Source organism: Stutzerimonas stutzeri (genome assembly GCF_009789555.1).
GTDB lineage: Bacteria > Pseudomonadota > Gammaproteobacteria > Pseudomonadales > Pseudomonadaceae > Stutzerimonas > Stutzerimonas stutzeri_R.
Genome location: NZ_CP046903.1, coordinates 165,609 through 188,765, shown reverse-complemented (window position 1 = coordinate 188,765; position 23,157 = coordinate 165,609). Strand labels below are relative to the sequence as shown.

Genomic DNA, 23,157 nt, shown 5'->3' with positions numbered 1-23,157 from the left:
TTCAACCGTTTCGCACCGGCGTGAGTATGGGCGTTGAAGAGCACACAACTATTTTGCCTTGCGCCCCGCGTTAGAGCGACGTAAAGGTTTTGGGCTGTCATCAACTCAGGTTGCAGAATGACCGAGACGTCTGCCTCCAGACCTTTGAGCAATAACGTGCTGCCGACCGAGCGATGTATCTTGATTCGAATCTGCTTTAGCCCAAACGGAGCCCGCTCTGTTCGTCTAGATAATTGCGCAGCTCTGAGAGTTCATTAATCCTGCCAGTCAGGATGAACTGCAGAGCGCTTTGCCCATTGAATGGCTCAGCCTTATTTGGTTTTCTCACCCACTGGTAGGCCCTCTCTGGCTGATTGCTGAAAATGGTTCGCAGAGACCTGTGGATACCCATTAGGTAAGAAATCCGTTCGATTAAATCGTCACTCAATCGCGCTTCCGTAAGCTTTTTGTACCTGTAGTAAGTAGCGTTGGAGACCAAGCCTAGTAATAGTTTTTGCTCTGCAACTGAACAGCCCCATTTTTCCGTCAACCCGAAGAAGAAGGTCAAAGCGACCTTTCCGGCCTTGGCTGTCTCAGAGATAGATTGATCAGTAATAGCCTCACCAGAAACTGAAACGGGCTCAGTCATCAATCCTTCCCCAAAGTTCTCGGCGCTTATCAGCCCAAATCAGTCCGCTGAGAAAGGCTTATCGTCATCGAACATGCCGTTGACCATACGATCCCGTCGTAACCCACTCAGTACCCTGAAAAAACAATTCTCGCAGAGATGAACACGGTAGTGCTCGCCGTCATGTTGGGTGCCATAACCCCATTGCGCTTCGAGCTGACCATATTGCAAGCCATAGCCGGGGATGCGCGTTCCTGCGCAACAAATGTCACAGATCACATCCTGAGTCACGGCTGCCATTGCCGGCGACTTTATTTCCATGCTCGCCTCCAATTAATTTACCAGCCCATAAAGCTATCGGCCCAGGCAATTCCGAAGCAGAACGACCTCAGTTGCACAAGGCAGCACAGCCTCAAAAGCAGGCCAACAGTTGCTGCCTGTAATGCTGGGAAAAGCTGATCTGATAATTTGGCTCAGCTGCAAAACCACCCAGCGAAATGATGTTCGTAGCCTGCAACCCAATACCGGGTTCTGCGCCACCTAACCCAGCACCGTCGATACCCTCGACATGTCCCGAAGCACCCATCGGATCAGGCCTTGAGCCTGAATTGAATCCAGGTATCTGCACATCTCTCAAAACCGCTAGGTCATCCGGCAAATCATCTGCAATTCGCTCCGCAAAGCCCTGAAGCGTCGGTTCTGCCAGCATGAATAGCCATGCCTGGTCATCCGATTCACCTGTGCGTCGCAGTACTCGTCCAAGCACTTGCCGGTAATGCAGTTCGGTGCGGATACGGCTGAGGTAGCAGCACACTTGCAGGCGCGGGATGTCGGTGCCTTCGCTGATCATTCCCACGGCCACAATCCAGCGGCAAGCGCTACTCCGGAATGCATTGATCATCTGCTGCGCATCCGGAGTTTTGTTGGTCACGATGCGACACTCTTCACCCATTCCTTCCAGTGCCAAGGCTATTTGCTTTGCATGTTCGATATCGGTGGCTACCACCAAACCAGCGGCATCAGGTTTGATCTGACGTAGCTCGTTCAGCTTGCTGCGGCCAAGATCGAGGATTGGGTTGATCACCTCGTCATGGCGTAGCAGTTCCTCATAGGTGACAGGCGACTCCCCCAACAGTTTAGCGATGCTGGGAAACAGCCTCACGGAGCTGTCCGCACCCTGCTCTTCCGTGAGTTTCACCTTTTGATTGTCGAGCAACACAATGCGAGGGGATCGGCACACGCCGTCGGCAATAGCGTCTTTCAAGCCGTAACGGTAATCGCAGATCAGATGCCCTTCGGGCGATGAATACCGCGCCAGAGCGATGGCCTTGTCGTCCGAGCGCCAGGGCGTACCAGACAGGGCCAGCGTGAAGGCAGCGCGATCCTGTATCCGATGCAGTATCTGCTGCCCCCAGGCATTGCTAAGCAGCGGATCGTGGCCGGCGCAATGGTGGATCTCGTCGAAAACCACGAGCACCCGATAGTCATCAAGCAGCTGCCAGAACCCCTCATCACGGTACTCCATGGCCTGGTATGTATAAGCCGCGCCCACGGCACCTATCTGGCCGTCGAGACGCCTGCCTAGCACAGCCGCAAAGGTCGAACGAAAACCCTCCACGACCTGGCAGGACGGCGCAAAGCACAGCACCAAATCGATTCTGTCCTGCTCAAGCAGTCGGCTGGCAAGTTCTGCAGCCATGCGCGTCTTTCCGGCTCCCGGCGTTGCCTGGCAGAAGAAGTGCGGCGTGACGGTGAAGTGCTCCAGCGCCTCAGTGATGCAGCTCTTCTGCCAGCTGCGTAGCGTTCTGCTCATCGTGGCGCAGCGAGTGTTTTGAGGGTCTTTTCGATGGCGCGTAGATGGCCCAGAAGTCGAGAACTGCGATCCCTGGCCTCTAGGTAATCGCCTGTAACTTTGTCCCGCAAGTGCGGCATCTCGTCCAGCAGCAACTTGAATCGCTCCGCTTCGCCCATTGAAGTGAGGAAGTCCAAGCGGATTTCCTTGTGGAGCGCCTCCAACTGCAAATCCGTATTAGCTGACGACTTAAGCGGTAATGCTTCCACGTCGCGCACTGCTGTCTCTGGTTCGGGCACTCCGGCAGCCATAAGGCTGTTCTCAAAACCGTTGTCGATCAGCTCCAATTGCAGATGCGCCGGAATCGGCTGCAGGTGGTAGACCTGTCCTCGAACTCGACGATCCTCATCCAGTACAACCCAGCCCGCGCGCACTAATCGGCGGATCTGCTCATACACATAGCGGCGCACATCGGCGATACGGAAATATGTGCCACTCATGCGAGCGGCATAAGCATCGCGCAGTTCACGAGTCGTAAACGTTGTACGCCCTGGCTCCTGAAGCAGCTCATACAGGCGCCTGTCGAAGATAAACGAGGCCGATTTCATTGAGGCACCGGAAGAGTTAGCGCGGTAGAAATGCGGATTATAATCCGTGGCCTGAGCGTCCGCAAACGCCCGATAGTGCCGCCTCAAGTTGAATTGAGACGGTCATGGATAAGTTGGCGAAAGCGTTAGGGGAACGCATCCGAGTGCAGAGGAACGCCTGCCGGATTTCCCAGGATGCATTGGCGCTGGCGTGCAATATCGACCGCAGCTACGTAGGGCGGATCGAACGTGGCGAGGTCAACATCACCGTCGAGAAGCTGTATCGCATCGCAAGCGTGCTTGCATGCGATCCATGCGGCCTACTGCCTCAGGTGGGGTTCTACCCCGTTAACACGGAAACTTTCGAGTAAGCTCACGCCGAGGTGAAGGTCATATCATTAGTATTACGCAGCAGGGGTTCGACCTTCGCCGAGTGGCCCGAGCGGCTATAAGCCATCGAGCGTTCCAGCTCGCGCACCCGTTGCCACAACTTCATATTCTGAGCCAGCACGTTGTCACGCTGCATCTGAGCGATTGATAGCGTTTTTTCCAGCGCTGCCAGCTTACTTTCCATCTGCCGGATTTGTTTGCCGCTCGATGAACCCGCCCCTTTGCTGGCCTCTGCCCGAACCGCCTCGATTTGAGCCAGTAGCGGTAAATGCGCTTTACGCGACTTCTTCAAGTAGCCACGGTCAAATCCAGCTTCCAGGCTGACTATGCTGGCAGTGAGTTTCGACAGATCTAAACCCACATGCCCGGGCACAACAGGCTTCCCAACCAAGAGGCGCTGCAAAGCTTCCTCGCAAGCGCCCAAGCCCTTGCGTGTTCCGTCTCCAGACTTCATCGTTAAACCTCCACCGAGTCGATCAGACGGGCTTTGAAAGCGACTAGGCGATCAAGCTCCGCCTTAACGATCTGGTATTCGCCCGAGTCTTCTGAGTAATTGGACAACTCACGCCGAGCGTCCTCAATGGCAGCATCCAGCTTTTTACGCTGGATAATTGCGCCATCGCAGCTCGTACATTCTGTGTAGTCACCGAGCATAAAAGAGTCGCAGCGGCCCACCTTTGAACAGCCACCCAGCAACGTAGGTCGGTAACTAATTTCACCGTTCTTCACCCGCCGTTCGGTGTCAGCGCGGATATCTTCAATCTGAATCTCACCCGCCTTGATCCGCTCTTTCTGTTTCTCCATGTACGAGCCGGTGCCGCCGAACAGCGGTTCCTCATTAAACAGAAGATCGGCAATCAACTGGTTCGCAACCGACATGGGCATGGCCATCTGATACTCGAAGGCGAAATGATTGCTTGGCAGCACAAAGTCTTTTTTCTTGTCGTCGTAGTAGCCAAAAATGGTGCGCAGGTTATCGTAGCCATTCGCGTAATAGCGCGACATTTCAATCGTCATGTGTTTGAACTGCGCCCGCAGCGTCGGCAGCGAAAGAAAACCGCTACTGCTGCCATAGAATGCCAGCGAGCGCCGATACTGATGAGTTGTCCGCGGCCAGGGCTGGCCGACAGCAAACGCTGGCTCATTGTAAAAGTCACGAGAAGGATCGCTCTGCGCCAGTTCCTTTAAGTCATCTTTTTTGATCAACAGCCGGCGCAGAGCTGTTTCTCGTGAATTCTTTAAATTCGTCACGCCAACCTCGGCTCTGTTCCGCGTATAACTAAGAATGGACGGATTGAGAAACAACGGGCAGCGGGCATCCAACTCGATTTTGTAGAGTTTGGCGAGGCCGCGACAAATCGCCTGGGCGACTTCGACCGCCCTGACGACTTCCCCCGGCGCGAACCATGTGCCTTCTTTCTTGTAGCCGGTGAACTTCGTGGTGGTCGAAAACACGTTTACTGACTGCGGCTTATCACGCTCAATGCCCTGATCATCGACAACTGCCTGCCTGACAACTTGATCGGAAAAACAGCGATACGAAATTCGCATCACCTCCTGATCGCGCATGCCGGTATAGAGGTGGATCACCGTTTTCACCAAATCCTGCATCTGGATCAAAACCCGTTGCAGGCTCTTTATAGAATTGCACTCAAACTCACCGGAAAACACTGAGGTCAGACCGTGATCTTTGATCGCTTGCGCCATGTCGGGTCGGAAGTGTGCCTTGCCACCGACACCCAGGCCTCTCTGATGGTCATAATTGAGGCCGGAATACTCATCAGCAAAGCAGGCGATAAAGGGCTCGAAACGTCCAACGCCTAAATAAAGCTGATCGAGCAGGTCGCCGGTAAGATTGATGAGATTCAAATAGATTTGAGTCGGAATGACTGGATGCTGTTTGTGGCCGGGCCGTTCGCCTTCAAAGTTGACAGAATTGAGCACGGCATAACCCAGCCGGGCTTCGCCGACCCTGGTTAGTCCTTGCAAAATCCCAGCTAGGACCTTTTTACTGAAACTAATTTGGGAAATAAAAGTCCCCAGATAAACCGGCACGGTAAAGAGCTGCTGTAAGCACAGCACGCCAACCATGGGCTTCTGTTTCTGCTCATAGCAGAACTGAATTGCCAAGCGCAGCACAATCCAATACTGGTTCAACGTGCTTACACTCAGCCCTCCTTTTCGCCCGCCCCCTGCAAAATAGATAATGCAATACAGCAGATGTTTGGCTTCTTCTATCAGCGTCTGCTGCTCTTGCCCACCTTCGTCGAACACCCTATCAAAAAATATTCGGCTGATTTTGTTTGCACTCAGCCGGTAAGGGTTAAAGTCCCAAACGGGCTCGCCGTATACCGCAGTGGCTTTGCCACTCTCATCACGACAAAGAACAAAATCGGGCGCGGGCTTGCCGAAGAGTTGCGGCGCCTTATCTGGCTCACAAGAAGGCGGAAACTGACCGCTGGAAAAGAGAATGCCGATGGACTGAACAACAGCGCTCAAAATACCACCCCCATTTTTTCATAACGGCTCAGGCGTTCCTCCCAGAACGGGGTGAGCTCACCGTATTCAAACACCTTAGTCTTGATCGCTTCGACCAACTGCTTCGCCGCATCCGAACGCTCCCCAAGTGCCTCAAGGATGAACTCGATTCGGATCGACAATTCTTTGTAGAGCGCTTCTGCATGGGCCACATCAGGCGCTGCCTTACGCACCGCATTGATCACGTACTGCAAGCTCACAATCTTGTGTAGGTCTTCTTCATCGCTGTGACAGATATAGTGCTCGCAGTACAAGCAGCCGTATTGGCTGCGGCAGTTCGGCTCTATTGCAACAGTCCCAAAAGCGCGCACAGGGATAGGCTGACTGAACCCGTTACAGTGGCCCGTCGCCGTTGCGATCTCGCTCTTTGCGGCCCTCTGGCTGCGCTCACGCACGACTTGGGCGGCATTGTGCATGGCCCGCCAGAACTGGCCGAACTCGGCTACCTGCTGTTCAGGCGTAGCCTCCGAATAAGTCGAAAGATTCACCGCCTCGCTGTGATTCAAGTTTGCCGCTACCGTGGACGGCGACACGCCAGCGGTGTGCATCCCAAGGCTCTTGTGCTTGCGCATCTTGCGCGCCGAAAGAATCCTCACTTTGGGGTCGAGGAAGGTGCCGCTGATGGACCTAAAGAACCCAGCCATCATTTCAGTTGTCTTAAAATAAGAAAATTCGGAATTGGTGATTATTCGTTCGCTAGTCGCGGGCATCGTAAAGAACAACCCCTCATGCGTCGCGCCATTCAGAATCCACTTACGGAGCTTCAGGTACTCCTTGAGCAGTGGCAAACCCGTGTCTCGCCCGATATTGTAGAGGGTTGCTTTCCCGCCCGCCCGAAACTTCACAGCCGACAGTTCTTTCTTGATTGGAGACTTCTCAACTTCGAGCGCATCTGTATAGCTAAACTGGTCCAACTCGGTTGGCGTGGCGCCTGTGATCATCAAGAAAAGATTCGCATAGGCTTTCGCGGCAAGACCCGCAACTTGGAGCCGGTGCCAGTGGCGTTCATCTTCGTTGGCCGCATCCAAGTTCGCCTTTGCTGCCGCTAGATCGCGAACTCCCTCCGATTTATAGATTCGCGTTCGCCCCTTTTTATTACTAGCTGCCCGCCATTCTTCGACCGTCGCAATCCGTCGCTCGCCGGCATTATATGCATACGGCGACTCCTTGAACGGGCCAACCCAACCGTGGTTTGATGGAAACCCAACCACCTTATAATCCCTGATACTCACAACGAAGGGATAGGGCTGGTTGTTCAGAACGTAAGCGCTGCATTGCCGGGCGATGGCCAAACAAACGTCTCGGTACACTTCAACATTGGCACTGCTGGCTGCCTCAGAGCCCTTCTCCGCAATTATTCTGACCGCACCCGCGACAATATGATGGCTGCCTTCTGGATAAAGCAGCCCAATAACTATGGAAGCATTGCGCTGATAATTTTGCGCACTTCTAGGCTTCCATGCCTGATGGGCTATTTGATTATTCAGGTGCGCGGTATAGTTTCGATAGGCTTCTTGGGCTTGCGGTGCACTGGCAAACACTTCTCTGTAACCTTGCGCGTTCAGCCAGTCGATAAAGTATTCGATAATTCGCAATCGCGCTCGGACACTCGATTCACGCAGACCGACCAAGGACTCCAGTAGTCTCACAACCAGTTCGCGGCGGCTTTCAACAAAAGACTCAATCACCACCGGCGTGCCGCGATCATCCCAAACGTTTTCATTTTCGCCACGAATGACATACGCGAAACTGCCAATATCAAACGGCTTCTTCATCTCCCTCGGAGACAATTGCAGGCGCAAACGCTCAGGCTCAGCGAACTCATGGGTGACTTCACTCAGCGTAATAATCTGCGTATTGGCACGATGCTCGAGTTGCTCACGACTATTCATCGTGCGCCTCCACCTTCAGCACCGCGTAGCCGCCATTGAACAACTTACCCTCCCAAATCTCTTGGGCAATGGCCTTTTCGTGAGTCATATTGAACAATTTTAGGTAGTTCTCTGTCGTTTCCCTGGACTCGTGGTGCATGCGCTTCTGAATAAAGTCAATGTCTTCGCCCGGTTTCAACGCTCCTTCCTGAACCAATACCTGCAAGCGCTGGTAGAGTTGGTAGGCAAAGGTCGCTCGCAGCCAGTGATATGAAAAGTCTCTCGGGAATGGGCTAGTGGCTTTTGGGATCAACTTGCGCTTAATCGTTTCCGTTACCTGCCCTGTCTGCGGGGACTTCACAATCGTATAGCGCGGATCGCTTTCGGCCATGTAATAGCAGTTGCCTTGATCGGAGAGAAACAAATACATATCGTCCTCGGCCACCGACAGGCCGGGATGACTGGACTCTAACTGAGCGCTGAACTTCTCCCGCCGCTTCTTCATCACCGGGCTTTTGGCAAGCGTGACCAGTTCTTCGGCAAGTTGCTTCGGAACGTACAGGACTTGCGGTTTGTCGTATTTCGTATCAATGCCTGTCCGGGGGCCGGCATGTAATTTATAGGCGCCCTCCCGCTCCAGCTTGTCATCTGTAAAACCCTTCAAATGCTTCAAGCGCATGGTCAGAACGGTTTGCTTTCGGGCGCCCGTCATTAGCGAGGTCATCAGGATCAATCGCTCAACCGCAGACCATTCTTTTTCATTGCGAATGGCGGCAAGAAACGCACCCAACTCACGATTGGAAAGCGGCCTAAGATCCTCGCCGTCTTCCCGCACGAAACCCAGCGGCACTGAAGTAACCGGCGCCGTGCGCCGGGTTTGACTGCGCTTTTCTGCATCTACGACCTTGACGCCTTTGGAACCCTGCACGATGAACCGTACCTGCTTGATCGTATCGACACGCCTCATGTCGAGATCATGCCAATGCTCGGAAACGTACTTGTAAAAGCGGTAGACAACTCCGGTGTATTGATTGATTACCTGATTACTGCGAGTGCCTTCGTTAATCAGGTAATAGAAGTATTTGTATGTCGGACGAAGCGGAGGCCGAGCACCGGAGAAGTCGAGCCAATCAAGGTTGTTATTCTCACAGAACAACAGGTAATCAATCAGTTTGCTGGCACGTCGCCGAACATCGTCAGTGCGCCGATTGATCGGAGCCTTGTCGCGCATTAGGCTCAGCAGATAATCGTTAGCCTCTTTCCACGGATCTCCATTTGAGTGAAACAGAAACGGGAAATTATATAAATCAGGGTAGTTATCTCCGCCAACCTCACCAACCTGATACACAATTTCAGAGCTGCTCCCTTCCAGCATAAATTTTTTTGCGCCTCGCACTTCACTGACGCACAGACTTGAGAAGGCGTTTCGAAGGGCCGGAAGAAGAACCAGGCGCGCTTCGTGCAGAGGATTTCGATAGGACATGACTCACCCTTACTTAGATGAGTCGACACTAGCGATTAGGCGTTTGCGATGCATCCCAAGTCGCTGCACTTTCTCACCCCGCCGCAGTGGAGTTGAAGGCAGCATTGCAACTGAAGCCGCAGCAGACGCTTCTACCTCAAAGCAGCCGGTAGCGCGGTCATGCACAAAGAGCTTGAGACGACGTGCAGCAAAACCCTATCCGGACGATCACTTATCAGGCTATATCCCCGCTCACTCGGATTTTCATAGGCGATCTGTCAACGATCCATGTTACAGAGGGAGGTTTCTGCGAAAACTGTCAATCACTTTTTGTTAAGCGACTCCACCCATGGGTCCAACTTATGGAATAAATCCAAGTATTCCGGTTCAATTTCGACACCGACTTGGATAAACGACTTGATCCCTGCACGTCTAAGGCCGCTATGAAGTGCCTTATCCGCAACACCACCACCATGGAACAGGCTGGCTACTGCCAACGGCTCTCCGGTACGCAGCTTTTCCGTCAAACGCTTAACTCGTTCCCGGATCTTGGTTTCGATGTGCAGCGCTGTGATCACGATCCGACCTCGCCGGATTGCAACACGTACCCGCTCGATGTTCTCGAACACCTCGCTGAGTACCCTTGATCGAACCTCAATCAAGGGCACCACCACACCACGCCGCTCGCGCTTGGAGACAGTGAAAGTCTGGTCGTTCGCTACGGCCGGGGCCTCGCGAAGCTCCAAACGCTCCATCGCCTTGTTCTGCACGAGCTGGTAGCGCGCACCGATCTTCACGCCCGCCCTTTCGAGCTTTCGACCCTCAAGCCAAAGGCGCGCTACGTTTTTCGACTCACCGATCCTAGTGTTGATGACCGTTGACATAATTTTCTCCCTTCCTGGTTAAGTGCCCCAGGCAAAGAGAAACCCCGTGCGGGATTTCTCCCGCAGGGGCTATTTAGTTTGTGTATCGGCTTATGCAGCTAGCTGGTAAACACCGGGTTTCAAACGAACAAAGTAGCGCTCGTCTTGTAGAACCTGACGCACCTTAGCTTGCCAGTGTTGGTTATCACGCGATTTAGCATAGGGCTCCAATGCATCATTGATATCCTTCAGATGAAGAATCTTGTTGCCTTGAAGCACACGCCGAACCGCTGCTTTCCACGTAATACCAGTCATCGCAGCAGCGCGCTTTTCCATTGAACCAATAAGGAACAACGAAGATTCACGCTTAGCGAAAACAAGTAACTTTTCGTGGGCAATCCTGACAAAGTTTCCTTTGTAGGAGCTTGAGTCACTTTTACAATTGTGCTGGACCACCCAGTGCGCATCACTGTAAACGTGCGCTGAGCCCCCTCTTTTGATCTCTACTCCTCTAAAAATGCGGGTTTAAGGCTGGTGTTTTGGTGGATCAGTTTCTTTCGTTAAGAGCTGGCAGGGGAAAATGTAAACCGTGCGCCTCTAATTGGGCCCATCGTTTACATTTTGGATTTGGGGGGCGACCCCCAGTGTTTCAGATACTCATCGCCATTAGGTCATGATGCATAGGCAAGGTAAAAGCCTCAATGCTTTTTGCGCCTGAGGCTCACCTGGGCCTAGGTTTGAGGTCTTACAGGGACGGTCTCAGGCTGGGGTTTTCAGTTTTCTACCTGTGTCGATCTGACTGCGGCGGTTTTAGATCCTGCCTTGGGTTTTAATTCAACGTGCACCAAGGTTGCTTTGATGGACATCTAACTCAGCTTGGATCTGCGAAAGTAACGCCTGCGCATCAAGCGAGGGGTCCTTTCTCAGGTAGGCGAGAAGAAGGAGTGTTGCGGGATGAAGGGTCAAAATTCCTGCGATTTGCTCCACCTTATCTAGTGATGCTTTCCACTTCCCTCGCTCAAGCGCACTGATATAGCTCTGGCTTGGGCCAAGGCCCTCCTGTGGCAGCCCGCGCGATTGCCGAATGTCTTTCATTACCAATCCAAGTGCTTTGTTCAGTTCCACTTTGCACTCTCGCAAAGGGAACGATGAAGCCTTCTTGGTGATAATTCGGCTATGCTATATATAGCTTAATTTCGAGTATCCACAGATGTTTACTACCTATAGGCATGCTGAAATCCCGTTCGAGCCTCTATTTGGGGACCACTATCAAATGTGGCAATACGTGGAGCACAGGCAGCATCGTCCATGGTTCTACGTGACGGTTCGCGAAGCCAGCGATGGTGTGTCCTGGGACACGATGCTCTTGATCCCGAACGAGGATGCTTTTGAGTCACTTCTTGGGGAGCAGTCTCCAGATCTGCAGATTGCGTCGGTCGCATTGGTTGTACCTGCGCGCTTGAACGGGACGGACAGCTGGAGCATGGAGCCGCTAACCGAGCTGGTGAAAGTTCACGATCAAGCAAAGCAGGTGTTTGGCTATGAGTTCAAAACCGGCACGATTCAGTGTTACGTGGAGAGTCGCCACGAAGGGGCGGTAGGGGGAACTAAGGCGAGAATATATTGTTCGGCAGCGCCTAGCGCGGTCGCTGAATCTTGAAGCAGCCCATGCTTAGGCATGACACAGGGTCCCGTCATGATTCTGACTGATCTCTTGAACTGCACGATTCGGATTGTTCTCGGCGCCGGAGAGTTGTTAGCAGCGGAATGTGAGCTTGCATCGGGTCCACGTGGATATGGGGACAAGGCGGAGGTCGACGTAGAGATTGAAGCCCTGCTGAGAGAAGAGCTTCTGGCTGCTCTGGACTGCGATTTTTGGGGGGAGGAAACGGGCTCAACATTGACTGGTGCTGAGTATTGTTGGGTAGTTGATCCTAACGACGGCACCCGGGATTTCCTTCGGGGCTTCAGAGGGACAGCGCTCTCTGTCGGCCTATTGAGGGGGGCAGAGCCTGTCCTCGGCGTGGTTCATGCGCCGGTCACGAACGGGAGAGGACCAGACTGTATCGCTTGGTGCGAGGGGCTGGCCGGCATCAGTAGAAATGGACAGATTTTGAAAAGCTCGATTAGTACACTCCAGCTAGGAGCGGACAGCAACGTGCTGGTAAGTACGGGAGCTTTGGCGAGGCCAGAGGTCAACGCAGCGCTTTGCGCTCCTTCTGTGTGCTTACCGATGCCTAGTATTGCCTACCGACTGGCTACGGTCGCCGTTGGAGATGGTGTTGCGGCAGTCTCAGTTGTTCCTGTATCTGCTCATGATGTGGTGGCTGGACACGCAATTCTGCGGGGAGCTGGCGGCGTCCTGATCAATCAATCTGGCGAACCTATTACCTATGACTCTGTTGCGAAGCTCTCAAAGGTTTCGAGTCGATGTTTCGGTGGAGCGCCGCAGGCATGCACTGTCCTAGTAGATAGAGATTGGAGTCAGGTTTTCGCTTAGACGTTGAGATTAGGCATCGCGGGCGCGTAGCTGATAACAGCTTCTAGCGAGTTGTAGCTATCGGCCAAAAGCGGACGATTGCTGGCAGGTATTCAAGCTATGTCCCCAGGCCCTGGGGAAATAGCTTGGGGTTTGAGAAAGCCTGCTTAAGGTGGTCGTACACCAATCGCACCCGCTTCGATACAGGACCCTGCTGCGGGCGGTATATGAACAGATCCCATGGTGCTGGAGCGTGATCAGCCAAAACGGCAACCAGCGTTCCTGACCGCAGATGAGGCTCAGCCAGATAGGCAGGAATTTGGCCAAAACACATGCCTGCCAGGGTGGCTTCCAATTCCGTATCTGGATCATCACAGATAAGCGCTGGCTGCCTGGGCGCGAACGTTTGCCCGTCGGCAAATAGCCAAGGCCAAGGGCGGCCATTTTTCCGGTCGATCAGGACTGAAAGTGGCAGCTTAGCTAAGGCATCCAAAGATTTAGGTGGTGTCTTTTGGCCTATGAGAGACGGGCACGCGACAACGTAAAACGGCACGGGAGCTAAGGCACGTGCAACGTAGCGCCGGTCGCGAATAACCCCCACCCGGATACCAATATCGATATGCGCTTCAACGGCATCAGTCATCTGATCTTCCAAGCGGAGATCGAATTGCAGGTCAGGATGTGCAGCGGCCAGGGGCTGAAGAAACGGTATTAGGAAGCGCCTGCCAATAGCATGTGGAGCCGTAATCCCCACCCTACCTGACAGCTCAGGCTCCGTCCTGTGCGACCGGAATAGCGTATCGAAATGATCCAGAGCTGACCTGGCATCTTTGGCGTAATCCTGACCGAAAGCAGTGATGCTCACCTGGCGGGTATTGCGGTGGAACAGTGATTCGCCAAGCTCAGTTTCCAGGGCTTGAATGGCTCGAGTCACCCCTTGTGGGGAGATGCCTAATCGAGTTGCCGCTTCGCGGAAGCTACCTGCCTCTGCTGCTGTGCAAAAAATCCTAACCATCTCCATGCGGTTAAGCATGTTGCCCCTCCCATTTATTCCATTTTCAGGAATAGCATAATCCAATCATTTCCATTTATTGAGATCAATCATGGGTCTAAAGTTTGCGCACTGCCAGGTTAACCAGCCATGGCGAAGTACAAACCCGCCGATGAGGTTCTCAGCATGAGCAATAACATTTCTGGAAAAGTTGTCGTTATCACCGGTGCCAGTAGCGGCCTGGGTGAGGTTACTGCACGCCACCTTGCTGCGCTTGGCGCTCGCGTAGTGCTGGCTGCACGTCGCAAAGATAAACTCGACGCATTGGTGGCTGAGCTGACCAATGCAGGTGGTCAGGCAATCGCGTATCAGACCGATGTTACCTCTCAGGAAGAGGTCAAAACGCTCATTCAAGGTGCCGTGGACACCTACGGTCGCATTGATGTACTGATCAACAATGCCGGACTGATGGCGATTGCACCGCTCAGCGATACTCGCACTGACGAGTGGGATCGCATGATCGATATCAACATCAAGGGTCTGCTGTACGGAGTCGCGGCTGCATTGCCAGTCTTCCAGAAACAAAACAGTGGTCACTTCATCAACATCGCATCGGTTGCAGGCCTGAAGGTGTTCAGCCCAGGTGGCACCGTGTACAGCGGCACCAAGTTTGCTGTGCGGGCTATCTCCGAAGGACTGCGTCACGAAGTCGGTGGCAGCATCCGCACCACGACTATCGAACCGGGCGCCGTGGACTCCGAACTGAAATTCGGCAGCACCCACCAACAGAGCCGCGATTTCGTGGTGGACTTCTACAAGCATGCAATTCCCGCCGAATCGGTCGCTCGAGCTATCGCCTTCGCAATTGAGCAGCCTGCTGACGTGGATATTAACGAGATCGTTCTGCGCCCAACCGTGCAGGAATTCTAATGAGTTGAGGGCCTGTCTCTTCGGCGTCAGGCCCCGCTTATCTGGAGTGAAAAGCGGTGAGTGCCACATGGCCCGGAAGAAAAGAAGCAAGCGCTCGATGTAGGTGCTGAATGCTCTGCTATTGTTCAGCAGCTTGCAGCTGTTAGTGGGGCTGACAACGGATTGATGGCAACGGTTATGGAGAGCTATCTACGGGAAGAGTTTCCCAGTAGCGAAATCAGGAGCGATTCGCAGAACAAGTCCATTGACGAGACCATCTCCATCGTCCGCTCCTACCTGCGGTAGAGGCACCAGGGTGCCCTCGGTGAGGGAAAATTTAGTTAGCTAGTAAAGGAAGCGACATCATGAAATCACGTGCAGCAGTTGCCTTCGGGCCTGGAAAGCCACTGGAAATCGTCGAGATCGACGTCGAGCCGCCGCGCAAGGGCGAGGTGCTTGTCAGGATCACGAATACCGGCGTTTGCCATACCGACGCCTTCACCCTGTCGGGCGAGGACCCGGAAGGCGTGTTCCCGGCGGTGCTGGGCCATGAGGGCGCCGGCATCGTGGTCGAGGTCGGCGAGGGCGTGACCTCGGTCAAGCCGGGTGACCACGTGATCCCGCTGTACACCGCCGAGTGCGGTGAGTGCCTGTTCTGCAAGAGCGGCAAGACCAACCTGTGCGTGGCGGTGCGCGCCACCCAGGGCAAGGGCGTGATGCCCGATGGCACCACCCGCTTCAGCTACAACGGCCAGCCGATCTACCACTACATGGGCTGCTCGACCTTCAGCGAATACACGGTGGTGGCCGAAGTCTCGCTGGCCAAGATCAACCCGGACGCCAATCCCGAGCATGTCTGCCTGCTGGGTTGCGGTGTGACCACCGGCATCGGCGCTGTTCACAACACGGCCAAGGTTCAGCCGGGTGACTCTGTGGCCATCTTCGGCCTCGGCGGCATCGGGCTCGCTGCGATTCAGGGGGCACGCCAGGCCAAGGCGGGTCGCATCATCGCCATCGACACCAATCCAGCGAAGTTCGAGCTGGCTCGTACCTTCGGCGCGACCGAATGCCTCAACCCGAAGGACTTCGACAAGCCGATTCACGAGGTTCTCATCGAGATGACCGGTTGGGGTGTCGATCACACCTTCGAGTGCATCGGCAACGTCAACGTGATGCGCTCGGCACTGGAAGCAGCACATCGTGGCTGGGGCCAGTCGATCGTCATCGGCGTGGCTGGTGCAGGCAAGGAAATTTCGACGCGCCCGTTCCAGTTGATCACCGGTCGCACCTGGAAGGGCTCGGCTTTCGGCGGGGTCAAGGGCCGCACTCAACTTCCCGGCATGGTGGAGGACGCAATGAAAGGCGAGATCGATCTCGCCCCGTTCGTCACCCACACCATGGGCCTCGACGACATCAACAAGGCCTTCGACCTGATGCATGAAGGCAAGTCGATTCGCACGGTGATCCACTACTGATCGCCCACTACCCATTCAACGCCAACCACCAAGGAAATTAATCATGTCCACTCCTGTCATTTCTGGCGATGGCATCTTTTCGCACATCTTTATCGGCGCTGCCGACCTTCAGAAGTCGGTCGCGTTCTACGCCGCCGCTCTGGGTGCTCTTGGCATCAAGAACCTCGGTCCTTTCAACAACGGATGGGTACTTTTCGGTCGCGAAAAGCCGGCTTTCATCATCGCCCGCCCGGGCAATGGTGAAGCGCCTTCCAGCAACGGCGTGACGATCGGCTTTGCGGCCGCCACTCCCGCTGAAGTGGATGCCTTCCACGCCGCCGGCCTTGCCGCAGGCGGCACTGACGAGGGCCAACCTGGCGCACGTGGTCACCTGCCGGGTGCCTATGCTGCCTACCTGCGTGATCCGGCGGGCAACAAGGTCTGCTCGTACACCTTCGTCTGAAAGCAAGGAAGCTGAGAGCGTTCTGACAGGGTCAGCACAAGCCTCTATTATACGGCGAGCCTGTTAGACGGACTGCGTAACGCGGTGCATGCTCATGAAGATCGGCCCGCAGCCATGTGTGAAACGCATGGCTGCGGGCATTTGTTTTGAAGCGTGCTTTTCAACCAATGAGAAATGAGGTCGTTATGAAAGAGCCGGCCAATATCAATACGACGACCGTACAACCCACCCCAACCGCCACCGTGTACGGCATGCCGGCTTATGCCGATCGTGCTGCAGCCGTGGGTGAAGTGCATGCGCGCCCGCATCTGTTGCTTGAGGCCCCCCGCGGTATATTGCAGCTCGCTTTCATGACCGAAGGTGACCAGACCAGGGATCAGATGGCGATGAGCGAGTTGTCTCATCGCTTCGGCGTTGCCGAGCCCGACCACGCTACGCCGCTACACGGCATGACATGGGATGAGGGAGACCTTCACTGTGAAAAGCACACCGAGTTCTCTACGTATCTCTGGTGCGCTTCGCTGGATTCCAAGACGGGAGAGCCTTGCGGAGAAAATCCCTTCAAACATGGATTTGTTCCTCCGGGCCCGGTCATATCCGGCATCCGCTTGAGACTTCTTCCGTGGATACCAGAAACGGAGAAGGAGGCTGATCGCTTCGATCCTGCCAGCCTGTGCTACTCGTTGGTAGAGAACGGCTCTGCCGCCATCTTGACCGACTTCCGACAGGATGAGGATGGCCTGACGCAGATCCTCATCCTTGCTCGTGATTTGACCCCGGCGCGGGCAGGTGCGCTGGCTCAACTTCTATTGGAGATCGAGACGTACCGTACCTTGGCGTTGCTGTCTCTGCCGTTGACGCGATCGATGACGTCGGAGCTGCGACACATGGAGTCGCGCCTTGCTGCGATCACTGACGAGATGTGTACGAATTTGGTAGAACGCCGCGATAGCGACGTGCTGCTTTCCGAATTGACCGGTCTGGCCGCCGAACTGGAAGCTGGCGTCGCGGCAAATCTCTATCGCTTCGGCGCCAGCCGTGCCTACTACGAGATCGTCGAGGAAAGGCTGGCTGCGCTTTCAGAAGTGGCCGTATCCGGATACAGCACCTGGGCGGATTTCCTGCAGCGTCGCATCGCTCCAGCCATGCGGGAGTGCCAATCCGTAAAGGAGCGCCAGGCCAAGCTCTCCGACAAACTGACCCGAGCCATCGCGTTGCTGCGTTCGTGGATCGACGTCGAACTTGAACGCCAGAACCGCGATCTGCTGGCTTCGATGAACAACCGGGCCAAGTTGCAATTGCGCCTTCAGCAAACCGTCGAAGGCCTGTCGGTCGCGGCAATTTCTTATTACGTCGTGAGTCTTCTCGGCTACCTGCTCAAGGGCATTCCGATCGTTCACGACAGCGTGGCGCCGGTGATGGCGGTTCTGGTACCTGCGGTGATGCTGACGATCTGGTGGATCGTCCGCAGGATAAGACACGCCCACAGCGACACGGCGGCGGAAGAGAAATCTTCCTGACGAGCTGCCGTCCTGGCGCGCGATAGCTGCGCCGTCCGTTTGAACAGAGGAGAACAACATGCCAAGCAATTCTTTCGGTGAATCCTCTTGTACCGCTGCGGCCTGCATTGAAGCGTTTGTAGACCTTATTCCAGTAGCCAAACGCCTTGGGCAGGTCTCTCCAGGGACATCCCGTGCGCATGCGGTACAGCATGCCCTCCACGGTCATTCGTAGATCACGCTTGTTGTAGATGGCCTTGTGCAGCAGAATTTCCCGCAGCTTCGACCAATGCTCATCGCTGAGCAGTAATCGGGGCATTGCAAGCTCGTATCGATGTTGGGTCAGAGCTTCAACGATACGGGCTTGCTCTTATAGATCAATGGGTTAGCGCGAAATGGCAACAGACCCTAGCAAACCAGTTCAAATAACGTGGCGCAGTAGTTTTATCAGGTCCAAATGCGCCGTTTGGCCTGCGTCAGTTTCCCGGCGGTCTCCAGCTGTACATACACCAAACGCCTCTGGTCATCCACCGCGTCGCAACTCCCTGACACCCCGGCCCAGCTTGCGGCGCAACAGGGCCCGCAGGGTCACCCCATCCGAGTACCCGACCTGTGCGGCGACTTGGTCGACGCTCGCGTTTCCGGTGCGCAAGAGATGGACGGCATGCTCCACGCGCAGGTCCTGGAAATACGACAACGGTGTCTTGCCCAAAACGCTTTGCAGCCGCCGCGCCAAGGTGCGCTCGCTTGTGCCCGCGGCGCTGGCCGCCTCGGCCAGCGAGAACCCCTTCGCGAGCTGACTTCTGGCCCAGGACTCGAAGCGCTCCACCATCGGGTCGGCATGCGCAAGGTGGTCGGGAATCACGAACTCGGCTTGCGAACTGCGTGCCTCGACCAGCAGATAGCGTGCTACTAGGGCCGCCAGCGCCGGACTGCGCCCCCGGATGATGCGCAAGGCCAGGTCGACGTGGGCCAAAGCGGCACCCGCGGTAGTGAAGCGTGTCGAGTTCACGATCATGCGTGACTCGTCCAGCGTGACGTTCGGATAGCGCTGCCGAAACATCGGCCCCAGCCACCATGACGTCGTCGCACGATGCCCATCAAGCAGGCCACTCTCTGCAAGCAAGAAACTACCGGAGCAGGCGGCACCAAGGTGCGCGCCAGCGGTGGACCACTGCTGTAGCACGGCGACCGCATCGGGCACGTCGGGGCGTGTGAGCCGAGCCGAGAGCGTGTCAGGCATCTTTTCACCAAACGCGGGCACGAGCACGACGTCTGGTTCCGGCACACCACGCGCAGTGACCACGGGGACCGTCAAGCCTTGCGCAGTTCGGATGCGACGCCGCACGCCCACCAGCGTGAGCTCTATGTGCGCGGGAGCCTGTGGCAGCGAGCCCGACATCGCATTGGCCAAGCCCACTGTGTCGGTGAGCGCCGCAAGCCCCAGATCAAACACGCCATCACAAACAAGGATGTGGATTTTCATGGCAACAATGATATCAATGTTGTCATTATTGTCTATAGAGATGGCTGTCATGAAGACTTAGACTGCAGGCTCGTCGATCCATTCATCTAACCCAGTTACCCAAAGGATTACAGTATGACCAAGCTCGCCCTGTTTGTTCGCCTCGAAGCCAAACCCGGCCAGGAGGCTGCGCTTGCCGACTTCCTGGCCAGCGCACTGCCGCTCGCCAACGCCGAGTCCGGCACCACTGCCTGGTTCGCATTGAAGTTTGGCCCTTCGACGTTCGGTGTGTTCGATGCCTTTGCCGATGAGGCAGGTCGCCAAGCACATCTGAACGGCCAGATCGCCGCGGCCTTGATGGCCAACGCCGCGACCTTGCTCAGTTCTCCGCCCAATATCGAGAAGGTCGAACTGCTTGCAGCCAAACTGCCTGCATGACAACCCGGCCTTGACCCAATCAGGTCACGCTGCAGGATGGGGGGCACAAGCTCTACGCAGCGATCCCCCCCTCGATTGCACTTGCCCAGGGAGCTACCTTCCACAGCGACGGGGGGCAATATTGCAGCCAGAACTTCCAAGCTGCGTCAGCAAGCAGGGGCAACATCAGGGCTGGCTGTGATGTTCCGATTCGTCGGGTAGTTATCGAGAAGTACCGACTGTTTGCAACGTGTCGCTACCGAGAGCCGTCTGGGCGAGCCAGATTTCCGGCCCATTGGAAGTCCGCAGTCCGCAAGCGCGGATCGATCGAGCGATTTGTTGAAAATCAACGACCTAGCACCGGGCCGTTCGGGCCGTTCGGGCTAGTGAGGGTTTCTGGGGGGCGTAACGATTCGAACTCCTGCAGGGGCTCGGTGGGGTGGAACCCTGCGCCAAACCTATGTAACTCAGCGCCTTGCGACCGCTGCAAACTCCTGCGGAAAGGTGCGGAATCCGGGCCTTGATGCCCGCAATCCTACCAGTTCTGCCCTGGTCGGGTCACCAACCGAGCGCATCAGACAGGGCGCCAGTTCTATTCCCGTTTGGGAATTGAACCCGCGTCAGCATCCACTCATCCGACGTTCGATCAGGCGGTGACGAACCGCTCCCGAAATGCTCGCCGGACCTGGTCGTAAGGCACAGGGCTGGTGGCGTGCGGGACCAGCGCGCTTCTGTCGCCGATGAGGTAGTTGATCCGGTAGGTGCAGTTTCCGGAGGGGTGCAGCATGCCGGCAATCACCCGGTCGGGATTCAGAACCCGCTCCTGGATCAGGCGGTCCAGCACGCTCTGGACCTACGGCCCCAAGCCAACGAACATGGCATCTTTCAGTTCTTCGACTTCCGCCGCGAAGTGCTACAGCAGGTACTTCCTCAGCAAGGGGTGCTTGGTCATATCCGGTGAGCCACGGTAATCGTCGTCCTTTACGAATACCGGATAGCGCAGACATTGATTTTCGTGCGTTAGAGAGGGCCTCGCTGCCCAAAAGCCTCACGCGCAAACTCCAAGAAGCTGCGCAGCTTTGGAGTCATTCTTCGGTCAGGGGCATAGAGGATGTGCATTGCGGTATTCGGCACCGGGTACTGCGGCAACAGACGCACCAGTGTCCCATCGCGCAGTGCATCGCTAACCAACTCTATCGGCTGTAGAACCACGCCTAGACCAGCTACAGCCGCTGCCAGCAGTGGATCACCTTGATTGATCGTTAATTTGCTTGTAATAGGAACATCTATACGCCCCTCCGGGCTGTCGAAGCTCCAGTGTGAGCGGCCATCAGAATAGGTAAACCCCAGACATTCCTGCTGCTGTAGATCCCACGGATTGATGATGGGAGGGCGACGTGCAAGATAGGACGGCGCAGCGCATAAAACCATCTGATAGGGCTCCAGTGGCAATGCCTTCAACCCACTGCTCGCCAGCTCGCCGATGCGAAATACCACGTCGTAACCATCATCAACGATATCGACCAGTTCGTTCGATAACGTTAGGTCAACAGACACCTGAGGATACCGAACCATGTATTCCAGCAGGCGTGGCGAAAGCGTGCGGATTCCGAACGTGACCGGCGCGTTGATGCGAAGGCGGCCGCTTGGTGTGCCCCGAGTGAGGGCAGCCAGGCTCTCGGCAGACTGCATGTCTGCAAGGATCAGTTTTGCTCGCGGGTAGAACGCCCTGCCGAAGTCGGTGAGGCTTTGCCTGCGCGTAGTCCGGTGCAGCAGGGAAACACCCAGATGTTGTTCGAGCATTTTCACCTGTTTCCCTACCAATTGAGGGGACAGATTCAGGTCGTCCGCAGCGGCGCTGAATGAACCCAGCTCAACTGTTTTGACGAACGTGGCCATCTGGGTCAGGCGATCCATTATAAACACTCTGTTTCTAGTAATACGCCATCGTAGGCATTTATCTAGCGCCAACCAATGACTAAATTTTTGTCACCTTTCGAGTGCCCGGATACCTTCCGGATGTACGTCGAGGCCCATTGATAAACGAGGTATTTATGATGGCACGCATTGTCAGAATTCATGAATACGGTGACGCCAGCGTTCTGAAGCTGGAAGATCTGGAAGTATCGGCACCAGCAGCAAACGAGGTGCAAATTAGTGTTAAAGCTTTTGGCTTGAACCGAGCCGAAGTGATGTTCCGCAATCACGCATACCTACAAGAAGCGGAGTTCCCCAGCCGCTTAGGCTACGAGGCCGCAGGCATCGTAACGGCAGTTGGGAGCGACGTAACCGAGATCACGATTGGTGACTCGGTCGCTCTGATCCCACCTCTGGATATTGCTCGCTGGGGCACCTACGGCGAGTTGGCCAATGTACCGGCCCACCTGGTGGTAAAGAGCCCTGAGAACTTGTCCTTTGAAGAGGCTGCGGCGTCTTGGATGCAGTACGTCACCGCCTGGGGGGGATTGATTGAACAGGCGAAGCTACGTCAGGGCGATTTTGTCATCGTTACCGCCGCGTCAAGCAGTGTTGGCTTGGCCGCCTTCCAAATGGCTCGTATGGTCGGCGCCACATCGATTGCGATCACTCGAACTCACGCGAAGAAGCAAGCCCTACTTGATGCAGGCGCTGCGCATGTCATCGTCAGCGATGAAGAGGATATCGTCGAGCGTGTTATGACGATAACTGCCGGTCAAGGCGCTCGCGTTGTATTCGATCCTGTAGGCGGGCCGTCCTTGGAACCTCTCACGCAGAGCATGGCGCGGGGCGGAATTTTGCTGGAGTACGGCGCACTTAGCTCTGAACCGACACCATTCCCACTGTTTACCGTGCTGGGCAAAAGCCTGACTTTGAAGGGCTATCTCTACGCAGAGATTGTGGCCGACCCTGAAGCCCTAGAGAGAGCAAAGGCTTTTATTCTGCAAGGGTTGGAGTCCGGTGCGTTGCGCCCGATCATCGCAAAGACATTCACACTTAGCGACATCCAGGATGCCCATCGTTTCCTTGAAGCCAATCAGCAGATCGGCAAGATCGTGGTAACTGTCTGACCAGCAATTATGGGGCTGAGAGCGTAATCCTTCGGCCCCGACTCAAGCCAGCCCTGATGACCGCTTTTGGCCGATTCTGTGTATCCGTCCGGCCAACACACCTTCTTGGCCCCGACGCCAAAGGCGATGGTGTCCACCTGATTTAAGTGGACACCATTTCTAGCCTTTTATGCCGCTGGGCAAACCTATTTTCCCGAGGGCGTGGCGCGGCCGGGTTGGTATCAGCCAACGGACAGAGGTGTTGAGCGCAGGCTGGGAGAAAGACTCGCTTGGCTGCGCTCGCTCGATGATGAGACGCCGCCAGAGGCGGACGCCTGATCGGT

Annotated in this window: 25 protein-coding genes and 3 pseudogenes; 11 read left to right on the top strand and 17 right to left on the bottom strand. The window is 55.4% G+C overall.

Annotated features, from left to right (window positions below; translation table 11 throughout):
- Window position 1 precedes the first annotated feature (1 nt).
- From GQA94_RS23500 to GQA94_RS22865, 5 genes and pseudogenes are all read right to left on the bottom strand, one after another.
- Window positions 2-173 (bottom strand): annotated as a pseudogene (locus GQA94_RS23500) (UvrD-helicase domain-containing protein); the annotation flags it as partial.
- A gap of 23 nt (window positions 174-196) precedes the next feature.
- Window positions 197-628: an MbcA/ParS/Xre antitoxin family protein gene (locus GQA94_RS22880; RefSeq protein ID WP_045424226.1), complete on the bottom strand. Its 432-nt coding sequence runs from the start codon at window positions 626-628 to the stop codon at window positions 197-199.
- Window positions 629-667: 39 nt separating this feature from the next.
- The gene (locus GQA94_RS22875; protein WP_045424223.1) at window positions 668-928 is read right to left on the bottom strand and encodes a hypothetical protein; all 261 of its coding nucleotides are present in this window, start codon (window positions 926-928) and stop codon (window positions 668-670) included.
- A 91-nt stretch (window positions 929-1,019) separates the two neighbouring features.
- A complete protein-coding gene (locus tag GQA94_RS22870; RefSeq protein WP_045424220.1) occupies window positions 1,020-2,420 on the bottom strand; it encodes a DEAD/DEAH box helicase in 1,401 nt (466 codons plus the stop codon).
- On the bottom strand, window positions 2,417-3,007 hold the full coding sequence (locus tag GQA94_RS22865; RefSeq protein ID WP_045424218.1) for a hypothetical protein: 591 nt from the start codon (window positions 3,005-3,007) through the stop codon (window positions 2,417-2,419). The genes GQA94_RS22870 and GQA94_RS22865 overlap by 4 nt, the downstream gene beginning before the upstream one ends.
- Before the next feature lie 104 nt (window positions 3,008-3,111).
- Between GQA94_RS22865 and GQA94_RS22860 the strand changes: the two genes are divergently transcribed.
- Entirely contained in the window at window positions 3,112-3,357 is a 246-nt protein-coding gene (locus GQA94_RS22860; protein WP_045424216.1) for a helix-turn-helix domain-containing protein, read from the top strand.
- 2 nt (window positions 3,358-3,359) lie between these two features.
- Here the strand turns inward: GQA94_RS22860 and GQA94_RS22855 are convergent, their stop codons facing one another.
- The 7 genes from GQA94_RS22855 to GQA94_RS22825 all read right to left on the bottom strand — a co-directional run bounded on the left by GQA94_RS22855 (window position 3,360) and on the right by GQA94_RS22825 (window position 11,235).
- On the bottom strand, window positions 3,360-3,830 hold the full coding sequence (locus GQA94_RS22855; protein ID WP_045424213.1) for a hypothetical protein: 471 nt from the start codon (window positions 3,828-3,830) through the stop codon (window positions 3,360-3,362).
- A 2-nt stretch (window positions 3,831-3,832) separates the two neighbouring features.
- Window positions 3,833-5,875: a hypothetical protein gene (locus GQA94_RS22850; protein ID WP_045424210.1), complete on the bottom strand. Its 2,043-nt coding sequence runs from the start codon at window positions 5,873-5,875 to the stop codon at window positions 3,833-3,835.
- Complete coding sequence (locus GQA94_RS22845; protein ID WP_052649168.1) at window positions 5,872-7,806, bottom strand: hypothetical protein; 1,935 nt, start codon at window positions 7,804-7,806, stop codon at window positions 5,872-5,874. Before GQA94_RS22845 ends, GQA94_RS22850 begins: the two co-directional genes overlap by 4 nt.
- Window positions 7,799-9,268: a site-specific integrase gene (locus tag GQA94_RS22840; RefSeq protein WP_045424208.1), complete on the bottom strand. Its 1,470-nt coding sequence runs from the start codon at window positions 9,266-9,268 to the stop codon at window positions 7,799-7,801. The genes GQA94_RS22845 and GQA94_RS22840 overlap by 8 nt, the downstream gene beginning before the upstream one ends.
- A gap of 302 nt (window positions 9,269-9,570) precedes the next feature.
- Window positions 9,571-10,131 (bottom strand): hypothetical protein, encoded by a 561-nt coding sequence (locus GQA94_RS22835; protein ID WP_233270279.1) that lies wholly within the window; start codon window positions 10,129-10,131, stop codon window positions 9,571-9,573.
- A 90-nt stretch (window positions 10,132-10,221) separates the two neighbouring features.
- Window positions 10,222-10,566: a hypothetical protein gene (locus GQA94_RS22830; RefSeq protein WP_233270278.1), complete on the bottom strand. Its 345-nt coding sequence runs from the start codon at window positions 10,564-10,566 to the stop codon at window positions 10,222-10,224.
- Window positions 10,567-10,944: 378 nt separating this feature from the next.
- A complete protein-coding gene (locus tag GQA94_RS22825; RefSeq protein WP_036998697.1) occupies window positions 10,945-11,235 on the bottom strand; it encodes a helix-turn-helix domain-containing protein in 291 nt (96 codons plus the stop codon).
- Between the two features lie 85 nt (window positions 11,236-11,320).
- On the opposite strand from GQA94_RS22825, the gene GQA94_RS22820 reads away from it, so the two are divergent.
- Both GQA94_RS22820 and GQA94_RS22815 read left to right on the top strand, forming a co-directional pair.
- On the top strand, window positions 11,321-11,770 hold the full coding sequence (locus GQA94_RS22820) for a hypothetical protein (RefSeq protein ID WP_158190232.1): 450 nt from the start codon (window positions 11,321-11,323) through the stop codon (window positions 11,768-11,770).
- An 18-nt stretch (window positions 11,771-11,788) separates the two neighbouring features.
- Complete coding sequence (locus tag GQA94_RS22815; protein WP_312486381.1) at window positions 11,789-12,610, top strand: inositol monophosphatase family protein; 822 nt, start codon at window positions 11,789-11,791, stop codon at window positions 12,608-12,610.
- Window positions 12,611-12,707: 97 nt separating this feature from the next.
- Here the strand turns inward: GQA94_RS22815 and GQA94_RS22810 are convergent, their stop codons facing one another.
- The gene (locus GQA94_RS22810) at window positions 12,708-13,622 is read right to left on the bottom strand and encodes a LysR family transcriptional regulator (protein ID WP_045665651.1); all 915 of its coding nucleotides are present in this window, start codon (window positions 13,620-13,622) and stop codon (window positions 12,708-12,710) included.
- A 144-nt stretch (window positions 13,623-13,766) separates the two neighbouring features.
- On the opposite strand from GQA94_RS22810, the gene GQA94_RS22805 reads away from it, so the two are divergent.
- From GQA94_RS22805 to GQA94_RS22785, 5 genes are all read left to right on the top strand, one after another.
- A complete protein-coding gene (locus GQA94_RS22805; RefSeq protein WP_031633346.1) occupies window positions 13,767-14,510 on the top strand; it encodes an SDR family oxidoreductase in 744 nt (247 codons plus the stop codon).
- Window positions 14,511-14,570: 60 nt separating this feature from the next.
- Entirely contained in the window at window positions 14,571-14,795 is a 225-nt protein-coding gene (locus tag GQA94_RS22800; RefSeq protein WP_158190231.1) for a metal-sensing transcriptional repressor, read from the top strand.
- 59 nt (window positions 14,796-14,854) lie between these two features.
- Window positions 14,855-15,964, top strand: coding sequence for an S-(hydroxymethyl)glutathione dehydrogenase/class III alcohol dehydrogenase (locus tag GQA94_RS22795; RefSeq protein WP_003291553.1), 1,110 nt, complete (start codon window positions 14,855-14,857; stop codon window positions 15,962-15,964).
- A 43-nt stretch (window positions 15,965-16,007) separates the two neighbouring features.
- The gene (locus tag GQA94_RS22790) at window positions 16,008-16,406 is read left to right on the top strand and encodes a VOC family protein (RefSeq protein WP_003291554.1); all 399 of its coding nucleotides are present in this window, start codon (window positions 16,008-16,010) and stop codon (window positions 16,404-16,406) included.
- A gap of 185 nt (window positions 16,407-16,591) precedes the next feature.
- Window positions 16,592-17,926, top strand: a complete 1,335-nt coding sequence (locus GQA94_RS22785; RefSeq protein ID WP_042927609.1) for a DUF3422 family protein — start codon at window positions 16,592-16,594, stop codon at window positions 17,924-17,926.
- Window positions 17,927-18,029: 103 nt separating this feature from the next.
- Here the strand turns inward: GQA94_RS22785 and GQA94_RS22780 are convergent.
- A pseudogene (locus GQA94_RS22780) lies at window positions 18,030-18,224 on the bottom strand (transposase); the annotation flags it as partial.
- A gap of 204 nt (window positions 18,225-18,428) precedes the next feature.
- A complete protein-coding gene (locus GQA94_RS22775; RefSeq protein WP_046618252.1) occupies window positions 18,429-19,442 on the bottom strand; it encodes a GlxA family transcriptional regulator in 1,014 nt (337 codons plus the stop codon).
- A 63-nt stretch (window positions 19,443-19,505) separates the two neighbouring features.
- Here GQA94_RS22775 and GQA94_RS22770 point away from each other — a divergent pair, with 63 nt between their 5' ends.
- Window positions 19,506-19,808: a putative quinol monooxygenase gene (locus GQA94_RS22770; protein ID WP_007182542.1), complete on the top strand. Its 303-nt coding sequence runs from the start codon at window positions 19,506-19,508 to the stop codon at window positions 19,806-19,808.
- A 625-nt stretch (window positions 19,809-20,433) separates the two neighbouring features.
- On the opposite strand, the gene GQA94_RS23495 is transcribed toward GQA94_RS22770, so the two are convergent.
- On the bottom strand, window positions 20,434-20,631 hold the full coding sequence (locus GQA94_RS23495) for a hypothetical protein (protein WP_023082110.1): 198 nt from the start codon (window positions 20,629-20,631) through the stop codon (window positions 20,434-20,436).
- Window positions 20,632-20,807: 176 nt separating this feature from the next.
- Complete coding sequence (locus GQA94_RS22760) at window positions 20,808-21,704, bottom strand: LysR family transcriptional regulator (RefSeq protein WP_013970892.1); 897 nt, start codon at window positions 21,702-21,704, stop codon at window positions 20,808-20,810.
- Between the two features lie 140 nt (window positions 21,705-21,844).
- Between GQA94_RS22760 and GQA94_RS22755 the strand changes: the two genes are divergently transcribed.
- Together GQA94_RS22755 and GQA94_RS23490 are read left to right on the top strand one after the other, a co-directional pair.
- Window positions 21,845-22,834 (top strand): zinc-dependent alcohol dehydrogenase family protein, encoded by a 990-nt coding sequence (locus tag GQA94_RS22755; protein WP_042927614.1) that lies wholly within the window; start codon window positions 21,845-21,847, stop codon window positions 22,832-22,834.
- A gap of 168 nt (window positions 22,835-23,002) precedes the next feature.
- Window positions 23,003-23,152 (top strand): annotated as a pseudogene (locus GQA94_RS23490) (recombination factor protein RarA); the annotation flags it as partial.
- Window positions 23,153-23,157 lie beyond the last annotated feature (5 nt).